Annotated in this window: 17 protein-coding genes; 9 read left to right on the forward strand and 8 right to left on the reverse strand. The window is 63.8% G+C overall.

The genetic code is table 11. The features are described 5' to 3' along the window. On the reverse strand, positions 1-813 hold an 813-nt coding region (locus CN311_RS14365; RefSeq protein ID WP_097574434.1), incomplete at its 3' end, for a bifunctional allantoicase/(S)-ureidoglycine aminohydrolase. 10 nt (positions 814-823) lie between these two features. Next, positions 824-2,248 (reverse strand): allantoinase PuuE, encoded by a 1,425-nt coding sequence (gene puuE / locus CN311_RS14370; RefSeq protein WP_097574435.1) that lies wholly within the window; start codon positions 2,246-2,248, stop codon positions 824-826. A gap of 194 nt (positions 2,249-2,442) precedes the next feature. Between puuE and uraH the strand changes: the two genes are divergently transcribed. The 5 genes from uraH (at position 2,443) to CN311_RS14395 (ending at position 8,628) form a co-directional block, all read left to right on the forward strand. Next, entirely contained in the window at positions 2,443-2,817 is a 375-nt protein-coding gene (gene uraH / locus CN311_RS14375; protein ID WP_097574436.1) for a hydroxyisourate hydrolase, read from the forward strand. A 3-nt stretch (positions 2,818-2,820) separates the two neighbouring features. Beyond that, entirely contained in the window at positions 2,821-4,302 is a 1,482-nt protein-coding gene (gene xdhA, locus CN311_RS14380; RefSeq protein ID WP_097574438.1) for a xanthine dehydrogenase small subunit, read from the forward strand. Then, entirely contained in the window at positions 4,302-6,641 is a 2,340-nt protein-coding gene (gene xdhB / locus CN311_RS14385) for a xanthine dehydrogenase molybdopterin binding subunit (RefSeq protein ID WP_097574439.1), read from the forward strand. Before xdhA ends, xdhB begins: the two co-directional genes overlap by 1 nt. A 62-nt stretch (positions 6,642-6,703) precedes the next feature. After that, positions 6,704-7,687 (forward strand): xanthine dehydrogenase accessory protein XdhC, encoded by a 984-nt coding sequence (xdhC, locus tag CN311_RS14390; RefSeq protein ID WP_097574507.1) that lies wholly within the window; start codon positions 6,704-6,706, stop codon positions 7,685-7,687. Positions 7,688-7,791: 104 nt separating this feature from the next. Then, positions 7,792-8,628: a PhzF family phenazine biosynthesis protein gene (locus tag CN311_RS14395; protein WP_097574441.1), complete on the forward strand. Its 837-nt coding sequence runs from the start codon at positions 7,792-7,794 to the stop codon at positions 8,626-8,628. A 13-nt stretch (positions 8,629-8,641) separates the two neighbouring features. Here the strand turns inward: CN311_RS14395 and CN311_RS14400 are convergent, their stop codons facing one another. The 3 genes from CN311_RS14400 to CN311_RS14410 form a co-directional block, all read right to left on the reverse strand. Beyond that, positions 8,642-9,901 carry an LLM class flavin-dependent oxidoreductase gene (locus tag CN311_RS14400; RefSeq protein ID WP_097574442.1) on the reverse strand — a complete coding sequence of 420 codons (1,260 nt, stop codon included), beginning with the start codon at positions 9,899-9,901 and terminating at the stop codon, positions 8,642-8,644. Next, entirely contained in the window at positions 9,898-10,830 is a 933-nt protein-coding gene (locus CN311_RS14405) for an LLM class flavin-dependent oxidoreductase (RefSeq protein WP_097574444.1), read from the reverse strand. Before CN311_RS14405 ends, CN311_RS14400 begins: the two co-directional genes overlap by 4 nt. 77 nt (positions 10,831-10,907) lie before the next feature. Continuing rightward, entirely contained in the window at positions 10,908-11,828 is a 921-nt protein-coding gene (locus CN311_RS14410) for a LysR family transcriptional regulator (RefSeq protein ID WP_097574446.1), read from the reverse strand. A gap of 132 nt (positions 11,829-11,960) precedes the next feature. On the opposite strand from CN311_RS14410, the gene CN311_RS14415 reads away from it, so the two are divergent. From CN311_RS14415 to CN311_RS14430, 4 genes are all read left to right on the forward strand, one after another. Further along, positions 11,961-13,178, forward strand: a complete 1,218-nt coding sequence (locus CN311_RS14415) for a urate hydroxylase PuuD (protein ID WP_097574447.1) — start codon at positions 11,961-11,963, stop codon at positions 13,176-13,178. A gap of 1 nt (position 13,179) precedes the next feature. Further along, a complete protein-coding gene (gene guaD, locus CN311_RS14420; protein WP_097574448.1) occupies positions 13,180-14,493 on the forward strand; it encodes a guanine deaminase in 1,314 nt (437 codons plus the stop codon). Positions 14,494-14,602: 109 nt separating this feature from the next. Beyond that, positions 14,603-15,106 carry a heme-degrading domain-containing protein gene (locus CN311_RS14425; RefSeq protein ID WP_097574449.1) on the forward strand — a complete coding sequence of 168 codons (504 nt, stop codon included), beginning with the start codon at positions 14,603-14,605 and terminating at the stop codon, positions 15,104-15,106. Further along, positions 15,103-16,368 carry a glycerate kinase type-2 family protein gene (locus CN311_RS14430; RefSeq protein ID WP_097574450.1) on the forward strand — a complete coding sequence of 422 codons (1,266 nt, stop codon included), beginning with the start codon at positions 15,103-15,105 and terminating at the stop codon, positions 16,366-16,368. The genes CN311_RS14425 and CN311_RS14430 overlap by 4 nt, the downstream gene beginning before the upstream one ends. A 14-nt stretch (positions 16,369-16,382) precedes the next feature. On the opposite strand, the gene CN311_RS14435 is transcribed toward CN311_RS14430, so the two are convergent. The 3 genes from CN311_RS14435 to CN311_RS14445 all read right to left on the reverse strand — a co-directional run bounded on the left by CN311_RS14435 (position 16,383) and on the right by CN311_RS14445 (position 20,619). Further along, positions 16,383-17,864, reverse strand: a complete 1,482-nt coding sequence (locus CN311_RS14435) for a UdgX family uracil-DNA binding protein (protein WP_165779704.1) — start codon at positions 17,862-17,864, stop codon at positions 16,383-16,385. 2 nt (positions 17,865-17,866) lie between these two features. Next, the gene (locus tag CN311_RS14440; protein ID WP_097574451.1) at positions 17,867-19,102 is read right to left on the reverse strand and encodes a putative DNA modification/repair radical SAM protein; all 1,236 of its coding nucleotides are present in this window, start codon (positions 19,100-19,102) and stop codon (positions 17,867-17,869) included. A gap of 95 nt (positions 19,103-19,197) precedes the next feature. Further along, positions 19,198-20,619 carry a glutamine synthetase family protein gene (locus CN311_RS14445; RefSeq protein WP_097574452.1) on the reverse strand — a complete coding sequence of 474 codons (1,422 nt, stop codon included), beginning with the start codon at positions 20,617-20,619 and terminating at the stop codon, positions 19,198-19,200. Positions 20,620-20,623 lie beyond the last annotated feature (4 nt).

A 20,623-nucleotide genomic window follows, 5' to 3' on the forward strand; every position in this document is an offset into this window, starting at 1 on the left:
GACGTCCTTGTAGAGCAGGTAGCGGAACTTGCCCGGACCGCCGGCATAGCAGGCCTGCGGGCAGAAGGCGCGCAGCCACATATAGTCGCCGGCCTCGACCTCGACCCAGTCCTGGTTGAGGCGGTAGACCGCCTTGCCTTCCAGCACATAAAGGCCATGCTCCATGACATGGGTCTCGGCGAAGGGGATGACGGCGCCCGGCTCCAGCGTGACGATGGTGACATGCATGTCATGGCGCATGTCGTCAGGATCGACGAAGCGCGTCGTCGCCCAGCGCCCCTCGGTGCCGGGCATCGGGCTCGGCGCGACATCCTGCTCGTTGGTGAAGAAGGCTTGTGGCGTATCGATGCCGTCGATCGCCTCATAGGCCTTGCGCACCCAGTGGAAGCGCACAGACGCGCCGCTTTCGTTGCGGACGGTCCAGCCGCTGGCCGGTGGCAGGAAAGCATAGCCGCCCGGCCTTAAGCTATGCTTTTTGCCGGCAAGCGAAACGCTGAGCTCGCCCTCGACCACGAAGAGCACGGCTTCGGCGCCGGCATCCGGTTCCGGCCGCTCGCTGCCGCCGCCGGGCGCGACCTCGACGATGTATTGCGAAAAGGTCTCGGCGAAGCCGGACAGCGGGCGCGCGATGATCCAGACCCGGGTCTTGTCCCAGAATGGCAGCGCGCTGGTGACGATGTCTTGCATCACCCCCCTGGGGATGACGGCATAGGCCTCGGTGAAGACGGCGCGGCCGGTCAACAGCTCGCTCTGGCCGGGATGGCCGCCATGCGGCGCATAGTAGGTTCGGTCAGGCATCTTGATCGTGTCCATGGTTCAAAACCTATTGCGGCAGCATGTCTCTCAGCCGAAGCAGCGCGATGCGCTCGACCTGTTTGCAGGCGGTCTCGAATTCGACGCCGCGGCTGTTGCCGATGCGCGTCTCGAACTCCGCCAGGATTTCTCGGCTGCTCTTTCCCTTCACCGCGATGATGAAGGGAAAGCCGAAAGTGGTTACGTAGGCGGCGTTGAGCTTGGAGAACAGTTCGCGCTCCTTGTCGGTCAGCGCATCGAGCCCGGCGGACGCCTGCTCTTTCGTCGACTCTGCCGTCAGCCGCCTGGCCTTTGCCAGTTTGCCGGCAAGGTCGGGATGGGCGTTGAGCACGGACAGCCGCTCGGTCTCTGTCGCGGCGCGGAAGACGCGGCAGAGCGCGTTATGCAGGCCGCCGGCGCTGTCGTGCGCCGGGCCGAGTTCGAGTTCGTAGGCGCGCTCAGCGATCCAGGGCGAATGCTCGAACACGCCGCCAAAGGCATTGACGAAGGCCTCGAACTCCATTTTCGAAGGGCGCAGCGCCGGCGGCTTGTATGGATGCGTCTCGTGCCAGTGTCGGGCAATGTCGATGCGTCGCGCCAGCCAGACCTTGTCGTGCGATTTGACGTAGTCGACGAAGCGCTTCAGCGCCGCGACCCGGCCCGGTCGGCCGACCAGCCGGCAGTGCAGGCCGATATTCATCATCCGCGGCCGCCCATCCTTGCCCTCGGCATAGAGCGTGTCGAAACTGTCCCTCAGATAGGCGAAAAACTGGTCGCCGGAGTTGAAGCCTTGCGGCGTGGCGAAACGCATGTCGTTGGCGTCGAGCGTATAGGGGATGATAAGTTGCGGCTTTTCGGCTCCATCATGCTCGAACCAGTAGGGCAGCTCGTCGTCATAGGTGTCCGACACATAATCGAACCCGCCCTCCTCGGCCACCAGCCGCACCGTGTTGATCGACGTGCGGCCGGTGTACCAGCCGGTCGGTCGCGCGCCGGTGACTTCGTAATGCAGCCGGATCGCCTCTTCGAGGTCGCGGCGCTCGTCCGCCGGTGCGTGGTCGCGATAATCGATCCATTTCAGCCCGTGCGAAGCGATCTCCCAGCCGGCCTCCTGCATGGCGGCAACCTGGTCGGGCGAGCGCGCTAAAGCGGTGGCGACCCCGTAGCAGGTCACCGGCACTTGCGCCTCGGTGAACAGGCGGTGGAGCCGCCAGAAGCCGGCGCGGGCGCCATATTCGTAGATCGACTCCATGTTCCAGTGGCGCTGGCCGAGCCAGGGCGCGGCGCCGACGATCTCCGACAGGAACGCCTCCGAGGCCTTGTCGCCATGCAGCACGCAGTTCTCGCCGCCTTCCTCGTAATTGACGACGAACTGCACCGCCACATGCGCGCCGCCGGGCCATTTCGGATCGGGCGGATTGGCCCCGTAGCCGCGCATGTCCCTGATGTAACGCATTGTCACTCCTGCCGGATGTTGTGGTGAGGATATCGAAAGGGTTGCTCGCGCATTCCCCTGAAAATTTTTGAAAGTGTTTTTGTCGGGCTCCGCTCGACCGGGACTTATGCATGGCCTTTAATGGGCGCACAATTCATCACTATGTTCGATTGTACCGGGCCAATTCGTTCATATCGGAAATAGGAGACGGCTAGGTGGCAGAAACGTCGAAAGCCGATGGCGGGCGTCTGACGACCCATGTCCTCGACACCGCGACCGGCCGCCCGGCGGCAGGCCTGTCGATCGCGCTCTACCGTCTCGACGGCGACACGCGCACCCATCTGAAGACGGTGGTCACCAATGATGACGGCCGCTGCGACGTGCCATTGCTTGCCCGCGCCGACTTCCGCGCCGGTGAATACGAACTGGTCTTTGCCGCCGGCGACTATCTGCGCCGACAGGGAACAAAGCTGTCGGAACCGGCCTTTCTCGATAGCGTGCCGATCCGCTTCGGCATGGCCGAACCGGTGCACTATCATGTGCCGTTGCTGATCTCGCCCTACGGCTATTCGACCTACAGGGGGAGCTGAGACATGGCCAGGCTCAAGACCCGCAACGAGATCCGCTTCATCCTGAACGGCGAGGATGTGGCGCTGACGACTGTCGCGCCTGACGCGACCTTGCTTGACTGGCTCAGGCTCAACCGCTCACTGCGCGGCACCAAGGAGGGCTGCGCCGAAGGCGATTGCGGCGCCTGCACCGTGCTGGTCGGGCGGCTTTCCGCCGGCAGGCTGGTTTATGAAAGCGTCAACGCCTGCATCCGCTTCCTCGGCTCGCTCGACAGAACGCACGTCGTCACCGTCGAGCATTTGCGCGGCGAGGCTGGCAAGCTGCACCCCGTGCAGCAGGCGATGGTCGATTTCCACGGCTCGCAATGCGGTTTCTGCACGCCGGGCTTCGTCATGTCGCTCTACGCGCTATGGATGCGCTCGCCGGAGCCGTCGGATGCGGCGATCGAAAAGGCGCTGCAGGGCAATCTCTGCCGCTGCACCGGCTATGAGGCGATCGTGCGCGCGGCACGCGCCATTTCCAGCTACGGCAAGGCGGCCAAGGACCCGTTGGCAGCCGAGCGCAAGGCGGTCACCACCAGGCTTGCGGCGATGAAGGATGGTGCGCGCGTCGAGATCGGCTCGGGCAAGCAGAGGATGGTCGTGCCGGCCGACGCCGACGATCTGGCGAGCGTGCTCGACAAGGAGCCTGGCGCCACCATCGTTGCCGGCTCGACCGATGTCGGCCTGTGGGTCACCAAGCATATGCGCGACATTGCGCCGGCGGTCTTCATCGGCAATCTCGACGGGATGTGCACGATTTCCGAGGACAAGGGCGTCATTTCGATCGGCGCCGGCGTCACCTACAGCGACGCCTTCGCGCTGCTGTCGAAGCGCATCCCGGCGCTGGGACCGCTGTTCGACCGCATCGGCGGCGAGCAGGTGCGCAACATGGGCACGATTGGCGGCAACATTGCCAACGGCTCGCCGATCGGCGACACACCGCCGCCGCTGATCGCGCTCGGCGCACGGCTCACGTTGCGTCGCGGCAAGAAGCGGCGGACGATTCCGCTGGAAGATTTCTTCATAGCCTATGGCAAGCAGGACCGGCAGCCGGGCGAATTCGTCGAGGCCGTGCATGTGCCGGTGCCGGCCAAGGGCACAAAGTTTGCCGTCTACAAGATCACCAAGCGCCGCGACGAGGATATCACCGCGGCCCTCGGCGCCTTCAATCTGACGCTCGCCAAGGACGGCAGCGTGGCCGATATCCGCATCGCCTATGGCGGCATGGCGGCGACGCCGAAGCGGGCTTCCGCGGTCGAAAAGGCGCTGCTCGGCAAGCCTTGGACGGAAGCAGCGGTGGAGGCGGCGATGGCCGAGTACACCAGCGACTTCACGCCGCTGACCGATATGCGGGCAAGCGCCGAATATCGGGCGCTGGCGGCGAGGAACCTTTTGCTGCGTTTCTTCGCCGAAACCAGCGGCACCAAGGCGCCGATCCAGGTGATGCGGTACGAGGCAGCCTGATGAACAAGCACGCGACCCCCAACCTCAAGGCGCAGAAGATCAAGGGCGGCGTCGCCACCGACCAGCGCCATGATTCCGCGCACAAGCATGTCAGTGGCACCGCCGTCTATATCGACGACATGCCGGAGCCGGCGGGCACGCTGCATGGCTGCGTCGGACTTTCCAATGCAACGCACGCCACCATCACGAAAATGGACCTGTCGGCGGTGCGTACGGCCCCCGGCGTCGTCGACGTGCTGACGGCCAAGGATGTTCCCGGCGAAAACGACATTTCGCCGACCGGCCGCCATGACGAGCCGGTGCTTGCTGACGGCAAGGTGCAATTCCATGGCCAGCCGATCTTCTGTGTTATCGCCGAGACCCGCGAACAGGCGCGCCGCGCCACCAGGCTGGCCAAGGTCGAGTACAAGGAATTGCCTTTCGTCACAGACATCGGCGAGCTCGATCCCCGCAAGGACAAGCTGGTCACACCGCCGCTTACTCTCAAGCGTGGCGATGCCGCCGCGGCGATCAAGGCGGCGCCGCGCCGGCTCAAGGGGGAGATGCGCATCGGCGGCCAGGAGCATTTCTATCTCGAAGGCCACATCGCCATGGCCATTCCCGGCGAGGACCAGGATGTTACCATCTATTCTTCGACCCAGCATCCGAGCGAAGTCCAGCATATGGTTAGCCACGCGCTCGGCGTGCCGAGCAACGCCATCACGGTGGAAATCCGCCGCATGGGCGGCGGTTTTGGTGGCAAGGAAACGCAAGGCAACCAGTTCGCCGCACTCGCGGCAATCGCTGCGAAACGGCATCACCGCGCGGTAAAAATCCGCCCCGACCGCGACGACGACATGATCGCCACCGGCAAGCGTCATGACTTCCTCGTCGACTACGAGGTCGGCTTCGATGATGACGGCAACATCCTCGGCGTCGACTTCATGTTCGCGGCGCGCTGCGGCTTCTCGTCGGACCTGTCCGGCCCGGTCACCGACCGCGCGCTGTTCCACTGCGACAACACCTATTTCTGGCCGGCGGTGCACGCACAGTCGGCGCCGCTCTACACCAACACCGTGTCGAACACCGCCTTTCGCGGCTTCGGCGGTCCGCAAGGCATGGTCGGCGCCGAGCGTGTCATCGACGAGGTCGCCTTCGCGGTCGGCAAGGATCCGCTTGAGATCCGCAAGCAGAACTTTTATGGCACCTCAGATCGCAACATCACGCCCTATCACCAGACGGTCGAGGACAACATCATCCATCGCATCGTCGCCGAATTGGAGGCGAGCTCGGACTATGCGAGACGCCGCCGCACCATACAGGCCTTCAACGCCAACAGCCGCTTCATCAAGCGCGGTCTGGCGCTGACGCCGGTCAAGTTCGGCATCTCGTTTACCGCCACGCACTACAACCAGGCCGGCGCGCTGGTGCATGTCTACACCGACGGTTCCGTGCATTTGAACCATGGCGGCACCGAGATGGGGCAGGGCCTTTACCTCAAGGTCGCGCAAGTGGTGGCCGAAGAGTTCCAGATCGACATCGACCAGGTGAAGATCACCGCGACCACCACCGGCAAGGTGCCGAACACTTCAGCCACCGCTGCCTCGTCCGGCTCCGACCTCAATGGCATGGCGGCGCAGAACGCCGCCCGGCAGATCAAGGATCGGCTGACCGATTTCGCCGCCGAAAGATACCAGGTGCCGCGCGACCAGGTGCTGTTCCTGCCAAACCGGGTACGCATCGGCAACCAGGAGATCGCTTTCGCCGACTTGATCAAGCAGGCCTATATGGCCCGTATCCAGCTCTCAGCGGCAGGTTTTTACAAGACGCCGAAGATCCACTGGGATCGCGACAAGGGCCAGGGCCGTCCCTTCTACTATTTCGCCTATGGCGCTTCCTGCTCGGAAGTCTCGGTCGACACGCTGACCGGAGAATATGTTGTCGAGCGCACCGACATCCTGCACGAGACCGGCCGCTCGCTGAACCGCGCCATCGACCTCGGCCAGGTCGAGGGCGGCTTCATCCAGGGCATGGGCTGGCTGACGACGGAGGAATTGTGGTGGGACGCCAAGGGCCGGTTGCGCACCCATGCACCGTCGACCTACAAAATCCCCCTGGCCTCGGACCGGCCGAAGATCTTCAACGTCACGCTGGCCGACTGGCCGGAAGCGCATGAACCGACGGTGCACCGCTCCAAGGCCGTCGGCGAGCCGCCTTTCCCGCTCGGCATGTCGGTTCTGCATGCGCTGTCGGATGCTGTGGCGAGCGTTGCCGATCATAAGGTCTGCCCACGCCTCGACGCACCAGCGACGCCGGAACAGGTGCTGATGGCGATCGAGCGGCTGAAGGCCAGGGCTTGACTCCGGCAAGAACGTGCAAATGAGGCCGAAAACTCTATATTTCCCAGTTGGGAATGCAGATGATGAACTCGAAAGTGCAAAGCCTGAATGACTTCCTTGCCGGCCAGGGCCGCATTGCGCTGGTCGAAGTCGCGGCGACCAAGGGCTCGACGCCGCGCGAGAAGGGCGCCTTCATGCTGGTCTCGGCGTCGGCGATCTCGGGCACGATCGGCGGCGGCCAGCTGGAATACATGGCGATCGACAAGGCCCGGCAGCTGCTTTTCTCCCACCTTGAGGGGGAGATGACCGCGAAGCGGTCAGAGGGGGTCGTCTCAGAAGGCACCGCCAAGGCGTCGAGCGCTGCCGCGGCGACCCCACCCGAGGGCTTCGCCGCCACCCTCCCCTCAAGGGGGAGGGGTATCCGCGCCACGCTCGACGTGCCGCTCGGGCCGGAGATCGGCCAGTGCTGCGGTGGACGTGTCGAAGTGCTGATCCGGCTCGTCGATGCGGCGCTGGCGCGGGAACTTGTCACAGCGGCGGAAACCGAGGAGGCCAACCTGCCGCACGTCTTCCTCTTCGGCGGCGGCCATGTCGGCCAAGCACTGGCGGCGGCGGCGGCCCTGCTGCCGGTGCATGTCGTCGTCGTCGAGACGCGAGAGGATGCGCTGGAAGGCATGCCGGAAACGGTCGAGACCAGGCTGACGCCGATGCCCGAGGCCGTGGTGCGCGAGGCGCCGGCGGGAGCCGCTTTCGTCATCCTCACGCACGACCACGCTCTCGATTTTCTGATCGTCGCCGAGGTGCTGAAGCGTGGCGACACCGCCTATGTCGGCATGATCGGCTCGAAGACCAAGAAAGCGACGTTCAAAAACTGGTTCCTGAAGTCGGCGGAAGGCACCGAGGCGGAATTCGCCCGCCTCGTCTCGCCGATTGGCGGCGATGCCGTGAGGGACAAGCGGCCGCGGGTGATCGCGGCGTTTGCGGCGGCCGAGATCATGACGGCGCTGGTTGCTCACACGACGGCATCAAATGCCGGCCAACAGGTCCAGCATGACAAGTCCGGCTAAGCCTCATGGGACATGTCGCGGCGGCTCATCGGTTTCTTCGTTTCCAATCGCCCGCAGAACGCTTTTGCTGTATCCACCGGCTTGGGGACACGAGGCGAAGACACATGAACGTTCTGAAAATTGCGGCCTTCTCGGATGGTGATGCCGGCGGCAATCCGGCCGGAGTGCTGATAGGCGATGTCTTGCCCGACGCGGCCGAGATGCAGCGCATGGCGGCGCGGGTCGGATTTTCGGAAACCGCTTTTGCCGCACCGGACGGCGATAGCTGGCGGGTCCGCTATTTCTCGCCGGAGTCGGAAGTTCCGTTCTGCGGCCATGCCACAATCGCCTTAGGCGCGGCGCTGGTCCGGCGGTTCGGCGATGGCGTTTTCGCGCTGATCCTCAACCAGGCCAGCATAACCGTCGAGGGGTTTCGCGATGGTGCGACCATCGCTGCCGCGTTGCAGTCTCCGCCGACACGCAGCAAGCCGGCTCCGCCGGAGCTGGTTGCCGAGGCGCTGGCGCTGTTCGGCTACACGTCAAGCGATCTCGATGCGGCCATTCCACCGGCCTTGATCCATGGTGGTGCCGACCATCTTGTGCTGGCGCTCAACTCGCGCGAGGCGCTGGCCGCCATGGCCTACGATCTGAAAGCCGGACAGGCCCTGATGCGGCGCGAAGGCTTGGTCACGATCCTGCTTGCCTATGCCGAAACGCCGCGTCTGTTCCACACCCGCAATCCGTTTGCATCCGGCGGCGTCTACGAGGACCCGGCCACAGGGGCCTCGACGGCCGCCTTCGCCGGCTATCTGCGCGACATTGGCTGGCCGCATGAAGGCGCCGTCGATTTCGTACAAGGTGAGGATATGGGCATGCGCTCGCGTCTGCATGCCGACATTCCGCCCGCGCCCGGCGGCTCAATCAGGGTTTCAGGCACCGCCCGGACGATGGGCGAGGCGTAGGCGCAGCTCGGTCTCAAGCGGGTCGTTTCAAGCCCAGATGGTCGCGCAGCGTGTGCCCTTGATAGTCCGTGCGGAACAGCCCGCGCCGGCGCAGTTCCGGCACGACCAGAGCGCAAAAGGCATCGAGCTCGCCGGGAAACCAGGACGGCATGACGTTGAAGCCGTCGGCAGCGCCGCCTTCGAACCGCGCCTGCAACTCGTCCGCGACCTGCGCGGCCGTCCCGACGATGCGCCAGTGGCCGCGTGCGCCGGCGAAATGACGGGCAAGCTGGCGGATGGAAAGACCGTCGCGGCGTGATTGCTCGACAACCAGCGCCTGTCGGCTTTTCATGCCCTCTGTCTCAGGCAATTCCGGCATCGGTCCGTCAATCGGATAGCGTCCAAGATCGGAGATGCTGAGATAGCTGGACAGCAGCGCGACGCCGACATCGTCAGGGATCAGCTCCTGCAATTCCTCATATTTCTCGCGGGCTTCCGCTTCCGTTTCGGCCACCACGGGCGACACGCCCGGCATGATCTTGATGTCGTCGGGTTCGCGGCCATAGCCCGTCATGCGCCCCTTGAGATCGTCGTAGAAGGCTTTTGCTTCCTCAAAAGTCTGCGCGGCCGTAAACACCACATCTGCAGTGCGGGCGGCAAGGTCGCGGCCGAGATCCGAGGCGCCTGCCTGGACCATCACCGGCGCACCCTGGGGCGAGCGCTGCAGGTCGAGCGGGTCACGCACCGAAAAGCTCTGGCCGTCATGGCCTTGAAAGCTGCCGCCTTGCCAAAGTCCTGACACCACCTCGGCGAACTCGCGCGCGCGTTCATAGCGGTCTGCGTGCGGCCTGAGCCCCGTCGAGCCGAAATTGGCGGCTTCGATGGGGCTCGCCGATGTCACCAGGTTCCAGCCGGCGCGGCCGCCGCTCAAGTGATCGATCGACAGAAAGGTACGCGCCAGCCCGTAGGGCTCGTTGTAGCTGGTCGAAGCCGTGGAGACGAGGCCGATGCGTTCGGTCTGGACGGCGAGAGCCGAAAGCAGGCTGATCGGCTCGAGGCCGATCGAACGCGAGGTCTGGCTGGCGATACCGACATCGGCTTCGCGCAGGCCGGCCGCGTCCTCGCAGAAGATCATGTCGAACTTCGCCGCTTCCGCTATGCGTGCCAGCTGGATGTAGTGGTCGATGTCGATCCCCGCCGTGACATGCGCCTGTGGGTGGCGCCAGGCGGCGATGTGGTGGCCCGTCGCCCACAGAAAGGCGCCGAGCTTCATCTGCCTCTTGCTCGCGCTCATGGCCTGTCGCTCCCGCCAAGTACGAGATGCGCGCGCAGCGTCGCGCCTTCAGGCCTTGGCAGGCCGCGCCGGCGAAGCTCCGGCAGCACGCGGTCGACAAAATCGTCGAGCGCCGAAAGGTCAGCCGGCAAGACTACATTGAAGCCGTCGCAGCCTTCGGGGCCGGGCGATGCTTCCAGCCTTTCAGCGGCGATGGTGATCAGCACCTTCAGTGCGTCCGCGCGTCCGGCGGCAAGCGCCCGGCGTTTCAGATCGTCTGCCTTCGCGCCCGCCGACGGCCCTTCATCGAGCATGATGACGTCGGCGGCACGGGCGGCGAAATCGAGGTCGGCCTCCGCCAGGCCGGACATCACCAGCACCGGTGTATCCTGCGGTGAGCGCGCCACATTGAGCGGCCCGCGCACCGAGAAAAACGCGCCCTTGTGGTCGAGCAGATGCATCTTTTCCGGGTCGTGGAAGCGGCCGCCCGCCTTGTCGAACAGCAGAGCATCCGCATCCCACCCCTTCCACAAGCCTTTGACGATGCTAATGAATTCTTCCGCGCGGCGGCGGAACTCCTCCGGCGAAAACCCTTCCGGCCGGCTGAAATTGGCCGCTTCGCGCGGATCCTGCGCCATGGTCGCGCTCCAGCCGGCACGGCCGTGGCTGATAATGTCGAGCGAAGCAAAACGACGCGCCAGATTGTAGGGCTGGTGGGCGAGTGTCGAGGCGCGGGCCACGAGGCCGATCTTATCGGTGACGGTCGCCAGGGCCGCTAGCAGCGTTGTCGCTTCGAACAGGCTGCTTGATAACCCATCCGCGGAGTCGGAAATCACGACCATGTCGATGCCGGCCGCCTCTGCCTTCCGCACGAAAGTCCTGATCTGACCGAAGTCTGGAGCGGGCTGTCCGTTGGCGGCAGCGATGTTGAGCGAAACGGCGAGGTGCATGGCACCAACCTAAGTTCGCCGGTACGCAAGGCAAGCCCGGCGAATAGACCAGCGGGCCCCCACTTGCCGGCCAGCACCTACTTGCCGGCAAGAATATCCTTGATCAGCCGCTGGCAACGCTCGGCCATGAAGTCGAGCAAGAGCCGCACCTTCGGGTCCTGCAGCTTCTTGTGCGGGTAGACGGCGGCGAATTGCACCGGCGTCGGCGGCGCATTGGCTAGGATCACCTTCAGCCGCCGGTCGCGGATGAACGGCTCGACCTCGAAGCGCGGCTTGTTGATGATGCCGCGGCCCGACAGCGCCCAGCCGGTCAGCACATCACCATCGTCGGTGTCGTAGGGGCCGTGCACCTCGAATTTGCGCGGACCGTCCGCCGTCTGCAACGTCCACACATATTCGCGCGCGCCGGAATAGCGCAGCATCAGGCAGTCGTGCTTCTTGCCGATCAATTCCTGCGGCTCTTCAGGCTCGCCGCGCGCCTCCAGATATTTCGGCGCCGCCACCAGCACCCGTTCGCATTCCATGATGCCGCGCATCCTGAGGCTGGAATCCTCGATGATTCCCAGCCGGAAGGCGACGTCGATGCCTTCCTTCATGATGTCGACATTGTGATCGGAGAGCCTGAGCCGGACCTCGATATCCGGGTATTTGTCGTGAAAATCGGGAATGCCCGACGCCACCAGCCGGCGGCCAAGACCCAAGGGCGCCGTGACGCGAATGGTGCCGCGCGGCTGGCCCGACAAGGCGCTGACTGCGGCTTCCGCCTCGGTGATCGCTTCCAGCACCTGCTTGGCGCCCGAGTAAAAAACCGTGCCGTGCTCTGTCGGCATCAATTGCCTGGTCGTGCGGTTGAACAGCCTGACGCCGAGATGTTTCTCCAGCTCCTTGATACGGTTGGAGGCGACCGCCGGCGAGATGCGCATGTCGCGCCCCGCCGCCGACAGATTGCCGAGCTCGACGACACGGACGAAGACGGCGATGTTGTCGAGATATGCCATATGGAGCACCTTCGCCGGTTTGCAGCGATCAACCTAGTATTTTCCATTTTTTTTTGAAAGTCATCGTACACCTCGCCTCTTTCCGTTTGCGCTCCACACCGTAAAGTCAGCCAATCGGCAGGGACGACTTCAATGATGGATTTCGCGATTTTCTGGGACTGGCTGAGTTTCGCCGTGCGCTGGTTGCACGTCGTCACCGGCATCGCCTGGATCGGCTCGTCCTTCTATTTCGTCGCGCTTGACCTTGGCCTGCGCCAGCGTCCGGGCATGCCTGCCGGCGCCTTCGGCGAGGAGTGGCAGGTGCATGGCGGCGGCTTCTACCACATCCAGAAATATCTGGTGGCGCCGGCCGAAATGCCTGAACATCTGACCTGGTTCAAATGGGAATCCTACGCCACCTGGCTGTCGGGCTTCGCCATGCTGTGCGTCGTCTACTACGCCGGCGCAGACCTGTTCCTGATCGATCCGAACGTGCTGCCAATGTCGGTGCCTACAGGCATTCTGCTGTCGTTGGCGACCATCGGCGTCGGCTGGGTGGTCTACGATCTGCTGTGCCGTTCGCCGCTCGGCAAAAGCGACACCGGCCTGATGCTCGTGCTCTACGGCGTTCTGGTGTTCATCGCCTGGGGGCTTACCCATCTGTTCACCGGCCGCGCCGCCTTCCTGCATCTCGGCGCCATCACCGCCACGATCATGTCGGCCAATGTCTTCATGGTCATCATCCCCAACCAGAAGATCGTCGTCGCCGACCTGATCGCCGGTCGCAAGCCCGATCCAAAATATGGCAAGATCGCCAAGCAGCGCTCGTTGCACAACAACTACCTGACGCTGCCCGTCCTGTTCCTCATGCTGTCGAACCATTATCCGCTGGCATTTGCTACTGAGTTCAACTGGGTCATCGCCTCACTGGTGTTCATCATCGGCGTGCTGATCCGGCACTATTTCAACACCGTCCATGCGCGCAAGGGCAATCCGACCTGGACCTGGCTCGCCGCCGCCATCCTGTTCGTCATCATCATCTGGCTGTCGACGGCCCCCAAGGTGCTGACCGGCGAGCCCAAGGCTTCCGCCGGGGCAGAGGTTTACATCGCATCGGCACATTTCCCCGCCGTGCGCGACACCGTGCTTGGTCGCTGTTCGATGTGCCACACGCAGGAGCCGGTCTATGAAGGTATCTACCACGCGCCGAAAGGGGTGATGCTGGATACCGATGCAGCCATAGCCGAGCATGCCCGCGAAGTCTATTTGCAGGCCGGCCGCAGCCACGCCATGCCGCCTGCCAATGTCACAGAGATCAGCGACAAGGAGCGGGCGCTTCTTGTGACCTGGTTCGAAGGCGCGGGAAAATAGCATGACTTCCATACTTTTGCGCGGCCGCACGCTGTCCTTCCTGCGCTGGCCCGAGACCATCGACGATCATGCCGCCTGGCGCTACGAGGGCGATGGCGGCCTGCTCATCCGCGACGGCCGGATCGTCGCTGCCGGCGCCTATGCCGAGGTCGAGAAACAGGCCGGCCAAGGGGTCGAAGAAATCGACCACAGGCCGCATTTGCTGTTGCCGGGCTTCATCGATGCGCATGCGCATTTTCCGCAGATGCAGGTCATCGCATCCTATGGCGCCGAACTGCTCGACTGGTTGAACACCTACACGTTTCCCGAGGAAACGAAATTCCGGAACGCCCAGCACGGCCGCCGCATCGCCAGGCTGTTCCTCGACGAGATGGTGAGACATGGCACGACGACGGTCGCCGCCTATTGTTCGGTGCACAAGGCGTCGGCCGAGGCTTTCTTTGCCGAGTCGCATCACCGCAACATGCTCAACATCGCCGGCAAGGTGATGATGGACCGCAACGCGCCTGAAGGCGTGCTCGACACGCCGCAATCGGGCTATGACGACAGCAAGGCGCTGATCGAGGAATGGCATGGCAAGGGGCGCCAGCTTTATGCCATCACGCCGCGCTTCGCCATCACCTCGTCGCCCGAGCAGCTGGAGATGGCGGGCGCGCTCTGCCGCGAGCATCCCGATCTGCACATGCAGACGCATCTTTCGGAAAACCACGCCGAGATCGCCTTTACCCGAGAACTTTACCCGCAATTGCGCGACTACACCGACGTCTACGAACACTACGGGCTGCTGGGAAAAAGAAGCCTGCTCGGCCATTGCATCCATCTGTCGGAACGCGAAGCCGATGCGATTTCGGATGCGGGATCGATTGCGGTCTTCTGCCCGACGTCGAACCTGTTCCTCGGCTCTGGCCTGTTCGACTATCAGCGCTTCCGCAGTCGTGACAAGGCACTCCGCATCGCCGCCGCCACCGATGTCGGCGGCGGCACCAACTATTCCATGCTGCGCACCATGGATGAGGGTTACAAGGTCATCGCGCTGAACGGCGAGAAGCTCAACCCGTTCCAGTCCTTCTGGCAGCTCACCCGCGGCAATGCCGAGGCGCTGTCGGTCGTGGAAAAGGTCGGCACGCTGGACCTGGATACTGACGCCGACATCGTCGTGCTCGACGCGCGCGCCACGCCAGCGATGCGGCTCAGGATGGAAACCATTGAGACCCTGGCGGAGGAACTGTTTCTGCTGCAGACATTGGGCGACGACCGCGCCGTGCGCGAGGTCTATGTCGCGGGCCGGGCGGCGAAGAGCGACATGGCGACTTAGCGCGCTCCCTGCTGGTCGCCTGTCACCACTCATCGCTTGACACTACTCATCGCTTGACCCGGCGGCAGCCATCGGTCAAAGCGTGCGGCGAAATTGACAGGGAAACGACATGGCCGTTGCGGATGACATCGCTCTGATCAAGAAACAGGAAGCCACGCTCGTCTTCCCGGCCTTCGACGAGGCCGTCGCCTTCCAGATCGGCTCGGCGATCCGCGATCGGGCGCTCCGGCAAGACCTGCCCATCATCGTCGATATCAGAACCTTCGACCGGCCGCTGTTCTATGCCGCCATGCCTGGCTCCAACGCCTCCAATCCGGATTGGGCGCGGCGCAAGATCAATGTGGTGCGACGCTACCTCAAGAGCACCTATCGCATGGTTCTGGAGCAGCAGCGCCCCGACCGCAGCTTCAAGGTCGGCGAGGGGTTGGACATTGCCGACTATGTGATGGCCGGCGGCGGTTTTCCCATCACGGTCAAGGGCGCCGGCGTCGTCGGCGTGATCGCCGTCTCCGGTCTGCCCGAGCGCGAGGACCATGGCGTGGTCGTCGACGCATTGTGCGAGCATCTCGGCATTGACGGGCGCGATTTGGCATTGCCGCCGGAAGCAAAATGACAGAGATCGACCCCAAACTTTTCCTCACCGCCATCTTCAACGCCGCTGTGGCCGCCGCCGATCCCGAGCGAACCATAAGGGATCATTTGCCGGCAAAACCAAAGGGGCGCACCATCGTCATTGGCGCTGGCAAGGGTTCGGCGCAGATGGCGGCGGCTTTCGAGAAGGTCTGGGATGGGCCGATCGACGGGCTGGTCGTCACCCGCTACGGCTACGGCGCCAAATGCCAGCGCATCGAGATTATCGAAGCGGCGCATCCGGTGCCGGACGCGGCCGGTCTCGAGGCCGCGCGTCGGCTGCTGGCGAAGGTCCAGGGCTTGACCGAGGACGATCTGGTCGTGGCGCTGATTTCGGGTGGCGGCTCGGCGCTGCTGCCTTCGCCAGCAGACGGCCTGACGCTAGCCGACGAGATCGCCGTCAACGAAGCGCTGCTCGCCTCGGGCGCGCCGATCGCGGCGATGAACACCATCCGCAAGCATCTTTCCACCATCAAGGGTGGCAGGCTGGCGGCCGCTGCTCATCCGGCTAAAGTGGTGTCGCTGGTCGTTTCCGACATTCCCGGCGACAATCCGGCTCTGGTTGCCTCCGGCCCGACCGTGCCGGATGCCGGCAGCCGCGAAGACGCCCTGGCCTCGATCGCCGCCTATGGCATGAAACTGCCGGCCTCCGTCATGGCGCACATCAATTCGCCGGCAGCCGATGCGCCGCACGCCGACGATCCGCGCTTTTCGCGCAATGAGGTGCATCTGATCGCCTCGGCCGGCGTGTCGCTGGAAGCCGCTTCAGCGGAAGCCCGACGCCAGGGCATCAAGGCAGTCATCCTGTCCGATTCCATTGAGGGCGAGGCGCGCGAGGTCGGCGGCGTCCATGCCGCCATCGCGCGCGAGGTGGCGACACGCAACCGGCCTTTCGCCAAGCCGGTGCTCATCCTGTCCGGCGGCGAAACGACTGTGACGGTGCGGGCAAAAGGCAAGGGTGGCCGCAACTCGGAGTTCCTGCTCGCCTTCGCCATTGGCATCAGCGGTGCGGGAGATGTCCACGCGCTGGCCGCCGACACCGACGGCATCGACGGCTCTGAAGACAATGCCGGCGCCTTTGCCGACGGTTCGACGGTGTCGCGGATGCGGGCATCGGGCGTCGATGCCAAGGCCATGCTTGCCGGCAACAATGCCTGGACCGCCTTCAATGCGACAGGCGATCTTTTCGTGCCGGGCCCGACCGGGACGAATGTGAACGATCTCAGAGCGATATTCATCAGATAGGTGCGTCCGAACCTTCAGGCCGCCATCAGCCTCCTCACCGCCTTCATGTCCTGCAAGAAGCGCTCGCGCTCGGCTTCCTTGTCGGCCGGCTCACGGATGCGCAGGATGAAGGAAGGATGAATGGTGATGAACACGCGCAGGCCGTCCTCGCGCTGCATCACCTCGCCGCGCATTTTCGTCACCGGCACGGCTTTGCCGAGCAGCGACTGCGCCGCAGTCGCGCCGAGCGCCACCACCAGATTGGGTTTGATCAGTTCGAGCTCCCTGTCGAGCCACCAGCGGCAGGCCTGCACCTCGCCGGCATTCGGCTTGGAATGGATGCGGCGCTTGCCGCGCGGCTCGAACTTGAAATGCTTGACCGCGTTGGTGACGTAGACTTTCTGTCGGTCAACAACCGCATCGTCCAGTATGGCATCAAAGACTTTGCCGGCCGGGCCGACGAATGGTTTGCCAGCCAGATCCTCCTGATCGCCCGGCTGTTCGCCGACGAAAACCACACCTGCGTCATCAGGCCCTTCGCCGAAAACCGTCTGTGTCGCGTCACGCCACAGCGGGCATCGCCGGCAACCCTTGGCGGCCTCGCGCAATTCGGAGATCGAGCTTGCGTCATCATCGGGTGCCTCGGCCGGCTCGCGCCTTGACCAGTGCTTGGCCTGCACCTTGGCGTGGTGCGGCGCCGGCGTGGTTGGCATTCTGGCAATCATATCCTTGGCGGCCTTGTCCGCTCCCGCGATCAGCTCTGGAATGAGCGAAGCCTCGGGAAGGTTCCGCCAATATTTCTTCGGCATCTCCTTCTGCATCGCCTTCACCTTCAGCCGTGCCGGATTAAAGATGTTTTCGAAGTAGGTGCGCCACAGCGCCTCGGTATCGTCCTGCGCCGGCGCATCGCCCTTGGCCGCACCGGGCCCGATCGCCAGTCGTTCGCCATCCCAGTCGGCGGAAGCATGCGGCGTCAGAATGGTCCAGCACATGCCAGTGAAGCGCCTGACGAAGAAAGCTGCATTGCGCTCGACGATGAAATGATCGGGCTCGAACCAGGCGACATAGCGCTCATCGGTACCCTCGCCGATCCTTCGGAAGCGCACAAAGGCGCGCATCTTGTGGATGTCGCGCCGAACCGCCTTTTCCATGGTCTCGAGGCGCCTCGTATCGCCATCCGACGCGATGGCAAGCAGCTTCGGTTCGGTGCGAAGCCGCCACAGGAACCGGTAGAGGAAAGCGAAACGATCGGGATCGGAGTGGCAGAAGGCCGTTTCTGCATGCTCGATGAATTCGCGTGGCACGACGAGCCGCGCATCAGGCGGGACAGCCGGCAACCTGTTCCGGCGCTGACTGGAGCTCGGGGTGACGTGCCAGCCTATGTCGTCGGGCGCGATCTCGTTCAGCGCCAGTTGCCGTGCCGCGTCGCGCCAACCGGCAAAATCGGTTTCGCTATCGAGCCAAACAATATGCGTGGCAAGATCGAGCTCGTCGGTTCGGATGGTTGGCCTATGCATGGTCAAAACAGCGAGAGTTGTTCGCAGGATCGCACGATCTTGTCGCGCAGGCCTTGCGTGTCGGTGAGCGTGCCCGGCGACCAACCTTCGGCAACGATGAACGGCCTCAGCTTGGCGATCGAATGGCAGAGGCGCCCGACATCTTCGAGCCGCAGCCGCCGGTGGCGGCGGGTCGCCAGGATTTTAGCGATCACCTTCGTGCCGAGACCTGGAATGCGTAGCAGCGCTTCGCGGTCGGCGCGATTGATGTCGACCGGAAATCGTCCGCGGTTGCGCAATGCCCAGGCCAGCTTGGGGTCAATGGCGAGGTCGAGCATGCCGTCGCTGCTCCCGTCTAGAATCTCCGGCTGTGAAAATCCATAGAAGCGCATCAGCCAGTCGGCCTGGTAAAGCCGGTGTTCGCGCATCAGCGGCGGTTTCTGCAACGGCAGGGATGATGACGAATCCGGGATCGGACTGAAGGCGGAATAGTAGACGCGCCGCAGATGGTAGCTGCCGTAGAGCCGCGCGCTGGCCTGCAGGATGCCGTCGTCGGAGGTCTTGTCGGCGCCGACGATCATCTGCGTCGACTGGCCGCCCGGCGCAAAGCGCTCGCGCTTTTTGGTCCTTAGCGTCGGCGCGGCTTTTTCTTCCATCTTCTGGCGCAGCCTGGCCATGGAGAGTCGGATCGTTTCCGGCTTCTTTTCCGGCGCCAGTTTCCTCACGCCTTCGTCTGTCGGCAGCTCGACATTGATCGACAGCCGGTCGGCATAAAGACCTGCCTTTTCGATCAGTTCCGGCGAACTTTCGGGAATGGTCTTTAGGTGAATGTAGCCGGAGAATTTCTCGTCAAGCCTGAGCCGCCGCGCCACCTCCACCATCTCGCCCATCGTTTCGTCCGGTGAGCGGATGACGCCCGAGGACAGGAACAGGCCTTCGATGTAGTTGCGCCGGTAGAAATCCATCGTCAGCCTCACCACCTCGTCGATCGTGAAGCGGGCGCGGCGCACATTCGAGGACGAGCGGTTTATGCAGTAGCTGCAGTCATAAATGCAGAAGTTGGTAAGCAGAATCTTCAGCAGCGAAATACAGCGGCCGTCCGGCGCGTAGGAATGGCAGATGCCCATCCCCTCGGTGGAGCCGATGCCGCCGGATTTAAGCGAATCGCGTTTGGCCGAGCCTGACGAGGCGCAGGACGCATCGTATTTGGCTGCATCGGACAGGATTGCGAGCTTTTCGCGAACAGGAAGCGCTGACATATGTTCATGATATGTTCTAGACCGCTGTTGCGCTATCACATTTGACATAGGGCGCGAAAAAGTGATCGCTGCCCGTCCAGTCAGATCGTCCGGAACTACACCTCGTGCAGATAGAGATGATAATCCAATTCGCTGACCGTGCGTGCCACGCGCAGATATTCGGATTGCTTGATCGCCACGAAGGTCCGGTGGAGGTCTTCGCCAAGCGCGCCCTTCAGGAAGCTTGATGCCCGTGCCGCCTCGATCGCGGCGCGCCAGTCCACCGGCATGCTGGTCTGGGTCTCGGACGACTCATAGCCGTTGCCGGTGGTTTCGGGGCCGGGATCGAGGCCTTCATCCAGCCCCTTGACTATGCCTGCCAGCACCGTCGCCGCCACCAGATAGGGATTGGCGTCGACGCCTGACGGCCGGTGCTCGATGCGCCGGTTCTTGGCGTCACCCGCCGGCACGCGCAGCGCCACCGAACGGTTGTTGACGCCCCAGGTCGGTGCCACCGGGGCGTAGGATTGCGAAACGAAGCGTCGCCATGAATTGGCGTGCGGCGCAAACACCAGCATCGATTCTGCCATGGTCTGGATGAGACCACCGAGCCCCTGCAGCAACGGCAGCGACCAGCTTTCGCCGCCGGCTTCGGCAAAGACGTTGCGGCCCTGCTTGTCCTGCAGCGAGACGTGGAAATGCATGCCGGAGCCGGCATATTTCTCGATCGGCTTTGCCATGAAGCAAGCGGTGACGCCGTGACGGCGCGCTTGTGCCCGCACCAGCCGCTTCAGCATGACGAGGTCGTCGGCCGCCCGCATCACATCCTTGCGGTAGTTGAGCGTCAATTCGTACTGGCCCGGCGCATATTCGGAAATGACCGTCTCGGCCGGAATGCCTTGCGTCTTCGCTGCCGCATAGATGTCGGAAAACAGCGGCTCCATGCCGTGCAGATGGTCGACGGAGTAGACTTCCGTCTTGGCCGAGCGACGGCCGTCGAGCACGGCATGCGCCGGCTGCACTTTGCCGTCGCCATCGCGGTCGTTGGCGAGCAGAAAGAATTCGAGCTCGAAGGCGCCGGCCGGATAGAGGCCCTTGGCGGCCATTATGTCCACCTGCCTGGCCAGCGCCAGCCGTGGATCCGACGACATCGGCTGGCCGTCGAGATGGTACATCGCCATCAGCACCTGGCCGCGCGGCGGCTGCGTGCCGTAGAGCGGCACCAGCGTGCCGGGGATCGGCCATGCCCTGAGATCGCCGTCGCCGGTCGCCCAGATCAGCCCGGTCTCGTGCACGTCCTCGCCGGTGATATCGAGGCCGAGGATCGAGATCGGCATATGCCGGCCGCCTTCGAAGATGCTCATCAACTCGTGCCGGCGCACGATCTTGCCGCGGCCGACACCGTTGGCGTCGGTCAGCACGATATCGAAGGCTTCGATTTCCGGGTGTGCGTCAAGAAAGGCCTGCGCCTCGGCGGGCGTGGAACCCGAAGGCGAGGTGATGATGGAACTCAAGTCCGGCTTGCGTGCTTCTCTCATGCCG

The organism is Mesorhizobium sanjuanii, assembly GCF_002529485.1.
GTDB classification, from domain to species: domain Bacteria; phylum Pseudomonadota; class Alphaproteobacteria; order Rhizobiales; family Rhizobiaceae; genus Mesorhizobium; species Mesorhizobium sanjuanii.

What these genes read in the sequence shown, in the direction of transcription:
- CN311_RS14445 (WP_097574452.1), bottom strand. Translation starts at nt 20,619, where the DNA reads ATGAGAGAAGCACGCAAGCCGGACTTGAGTTCCATCATCACCTCGCCT.
- CN311_RS14400 (WP_097574442.1), bottom strand. Translation starts at nt 9,901, where the DNA reads ATGAGCGCGAGCAAGAGGCAGATGAAGCTCGGCGCCTTTCTGTGGGCG.
- CN311_RS14395 (WP_097574441.1), top strand. Translation starts at nt 7,792, where the DNA reads ATGAACGTTCTGAAAATTGCGGCCTTCTCGGATGGTGATGCCGGCGGC.
- CN311_RS14440 (WP_097574451.1), bottom strand. Translation starts at nt 19,102, where the DNA reads ATGTCAGCGCTTCCTGTTCGCGAAAAGCTCGCAATCCTGTCCGATGCA.
- xdhA (WP_097574438.1), top strand. Translation starts at nt 2,821, where the DNA reads ATGGCCAGGCTCAAGACCCGCAACGAGATCCGCTTCATCCTGAACGGC.
- CN311_RS14425 (WP_097574449.1), top strand. Translation starts at nt 14,603, where the DNA reads ATGGCCGTTGCGGATGACATCGCTCTGATCAAGAAACAGGAAGCCACG.
- guaD (WP_097574448.1), top strand. Translation starts at nt 13,180, where the DNA reads ATGACTTCCATACTTTTGCGCGGCCGCACGCTGTCCTTCCTGCGCTGG.
- CN311_RS14415 (WP_097574447.1), top strand. Translation starts at nt 11,961, where the DNA reads ATGATGGATTTCGCGATTTTCTGGGACTGGCTGAGTTTCGCCGTGCGC.
- puuE (WP_097574435.1), bottom strand. Translation starts at nt 2,248, where the DNA reads ATGCGTTACATCAGGGACATGCGCGGCTACGGGGCCAATCCGCCCGAT.
- CN311_RS14430 (WP_097574450.1), top strand. Translation starts at nt 15,103, where the DNA reads ATGACAGAGATCGACCCCAAACTTTTCCTCACCGCCATCTTCAACGCC.
- xdhC (WP_097574507.1), top strand. Translation starts at nt 6,704, where the DNA reads ATGAACTCGAAAGTGCAAAGCCTGAATGACTTCCTTGCCGGCCAGGGC.
- xdhB (WP_097574439.1), top strand. Translation starts at nt 4,302, where the DNA reads ATGAACAAGCACGCGACCCCCAACCTCAAGGCGCAGAAGATCAAGGGC.
- CN311_RS14410 (WP_097574446.1), bottom strand. Translation starts at nt 11,828, where the DNA reads ATGGCATATCTCGACAACATCGCCGTCTTCGTCCGTGTCGTCGAGCTC.
- CN311_RS14405 (WP_097574444.1), bottom strand. Translation starts at nt 10,830, where the DNA reads ATGCACCTCGCCGTTTCGCTCAACATCGCTGCCGCCAACGGACAGCCC.
- CN311_RS14435 (WP_165779704.1), bottom strand. Translation starts at nt 17,864, where the DNA reads ATGCATAGGCCAACCATCCGAACCGACGAGCTCGATCTTGCCACGCAT.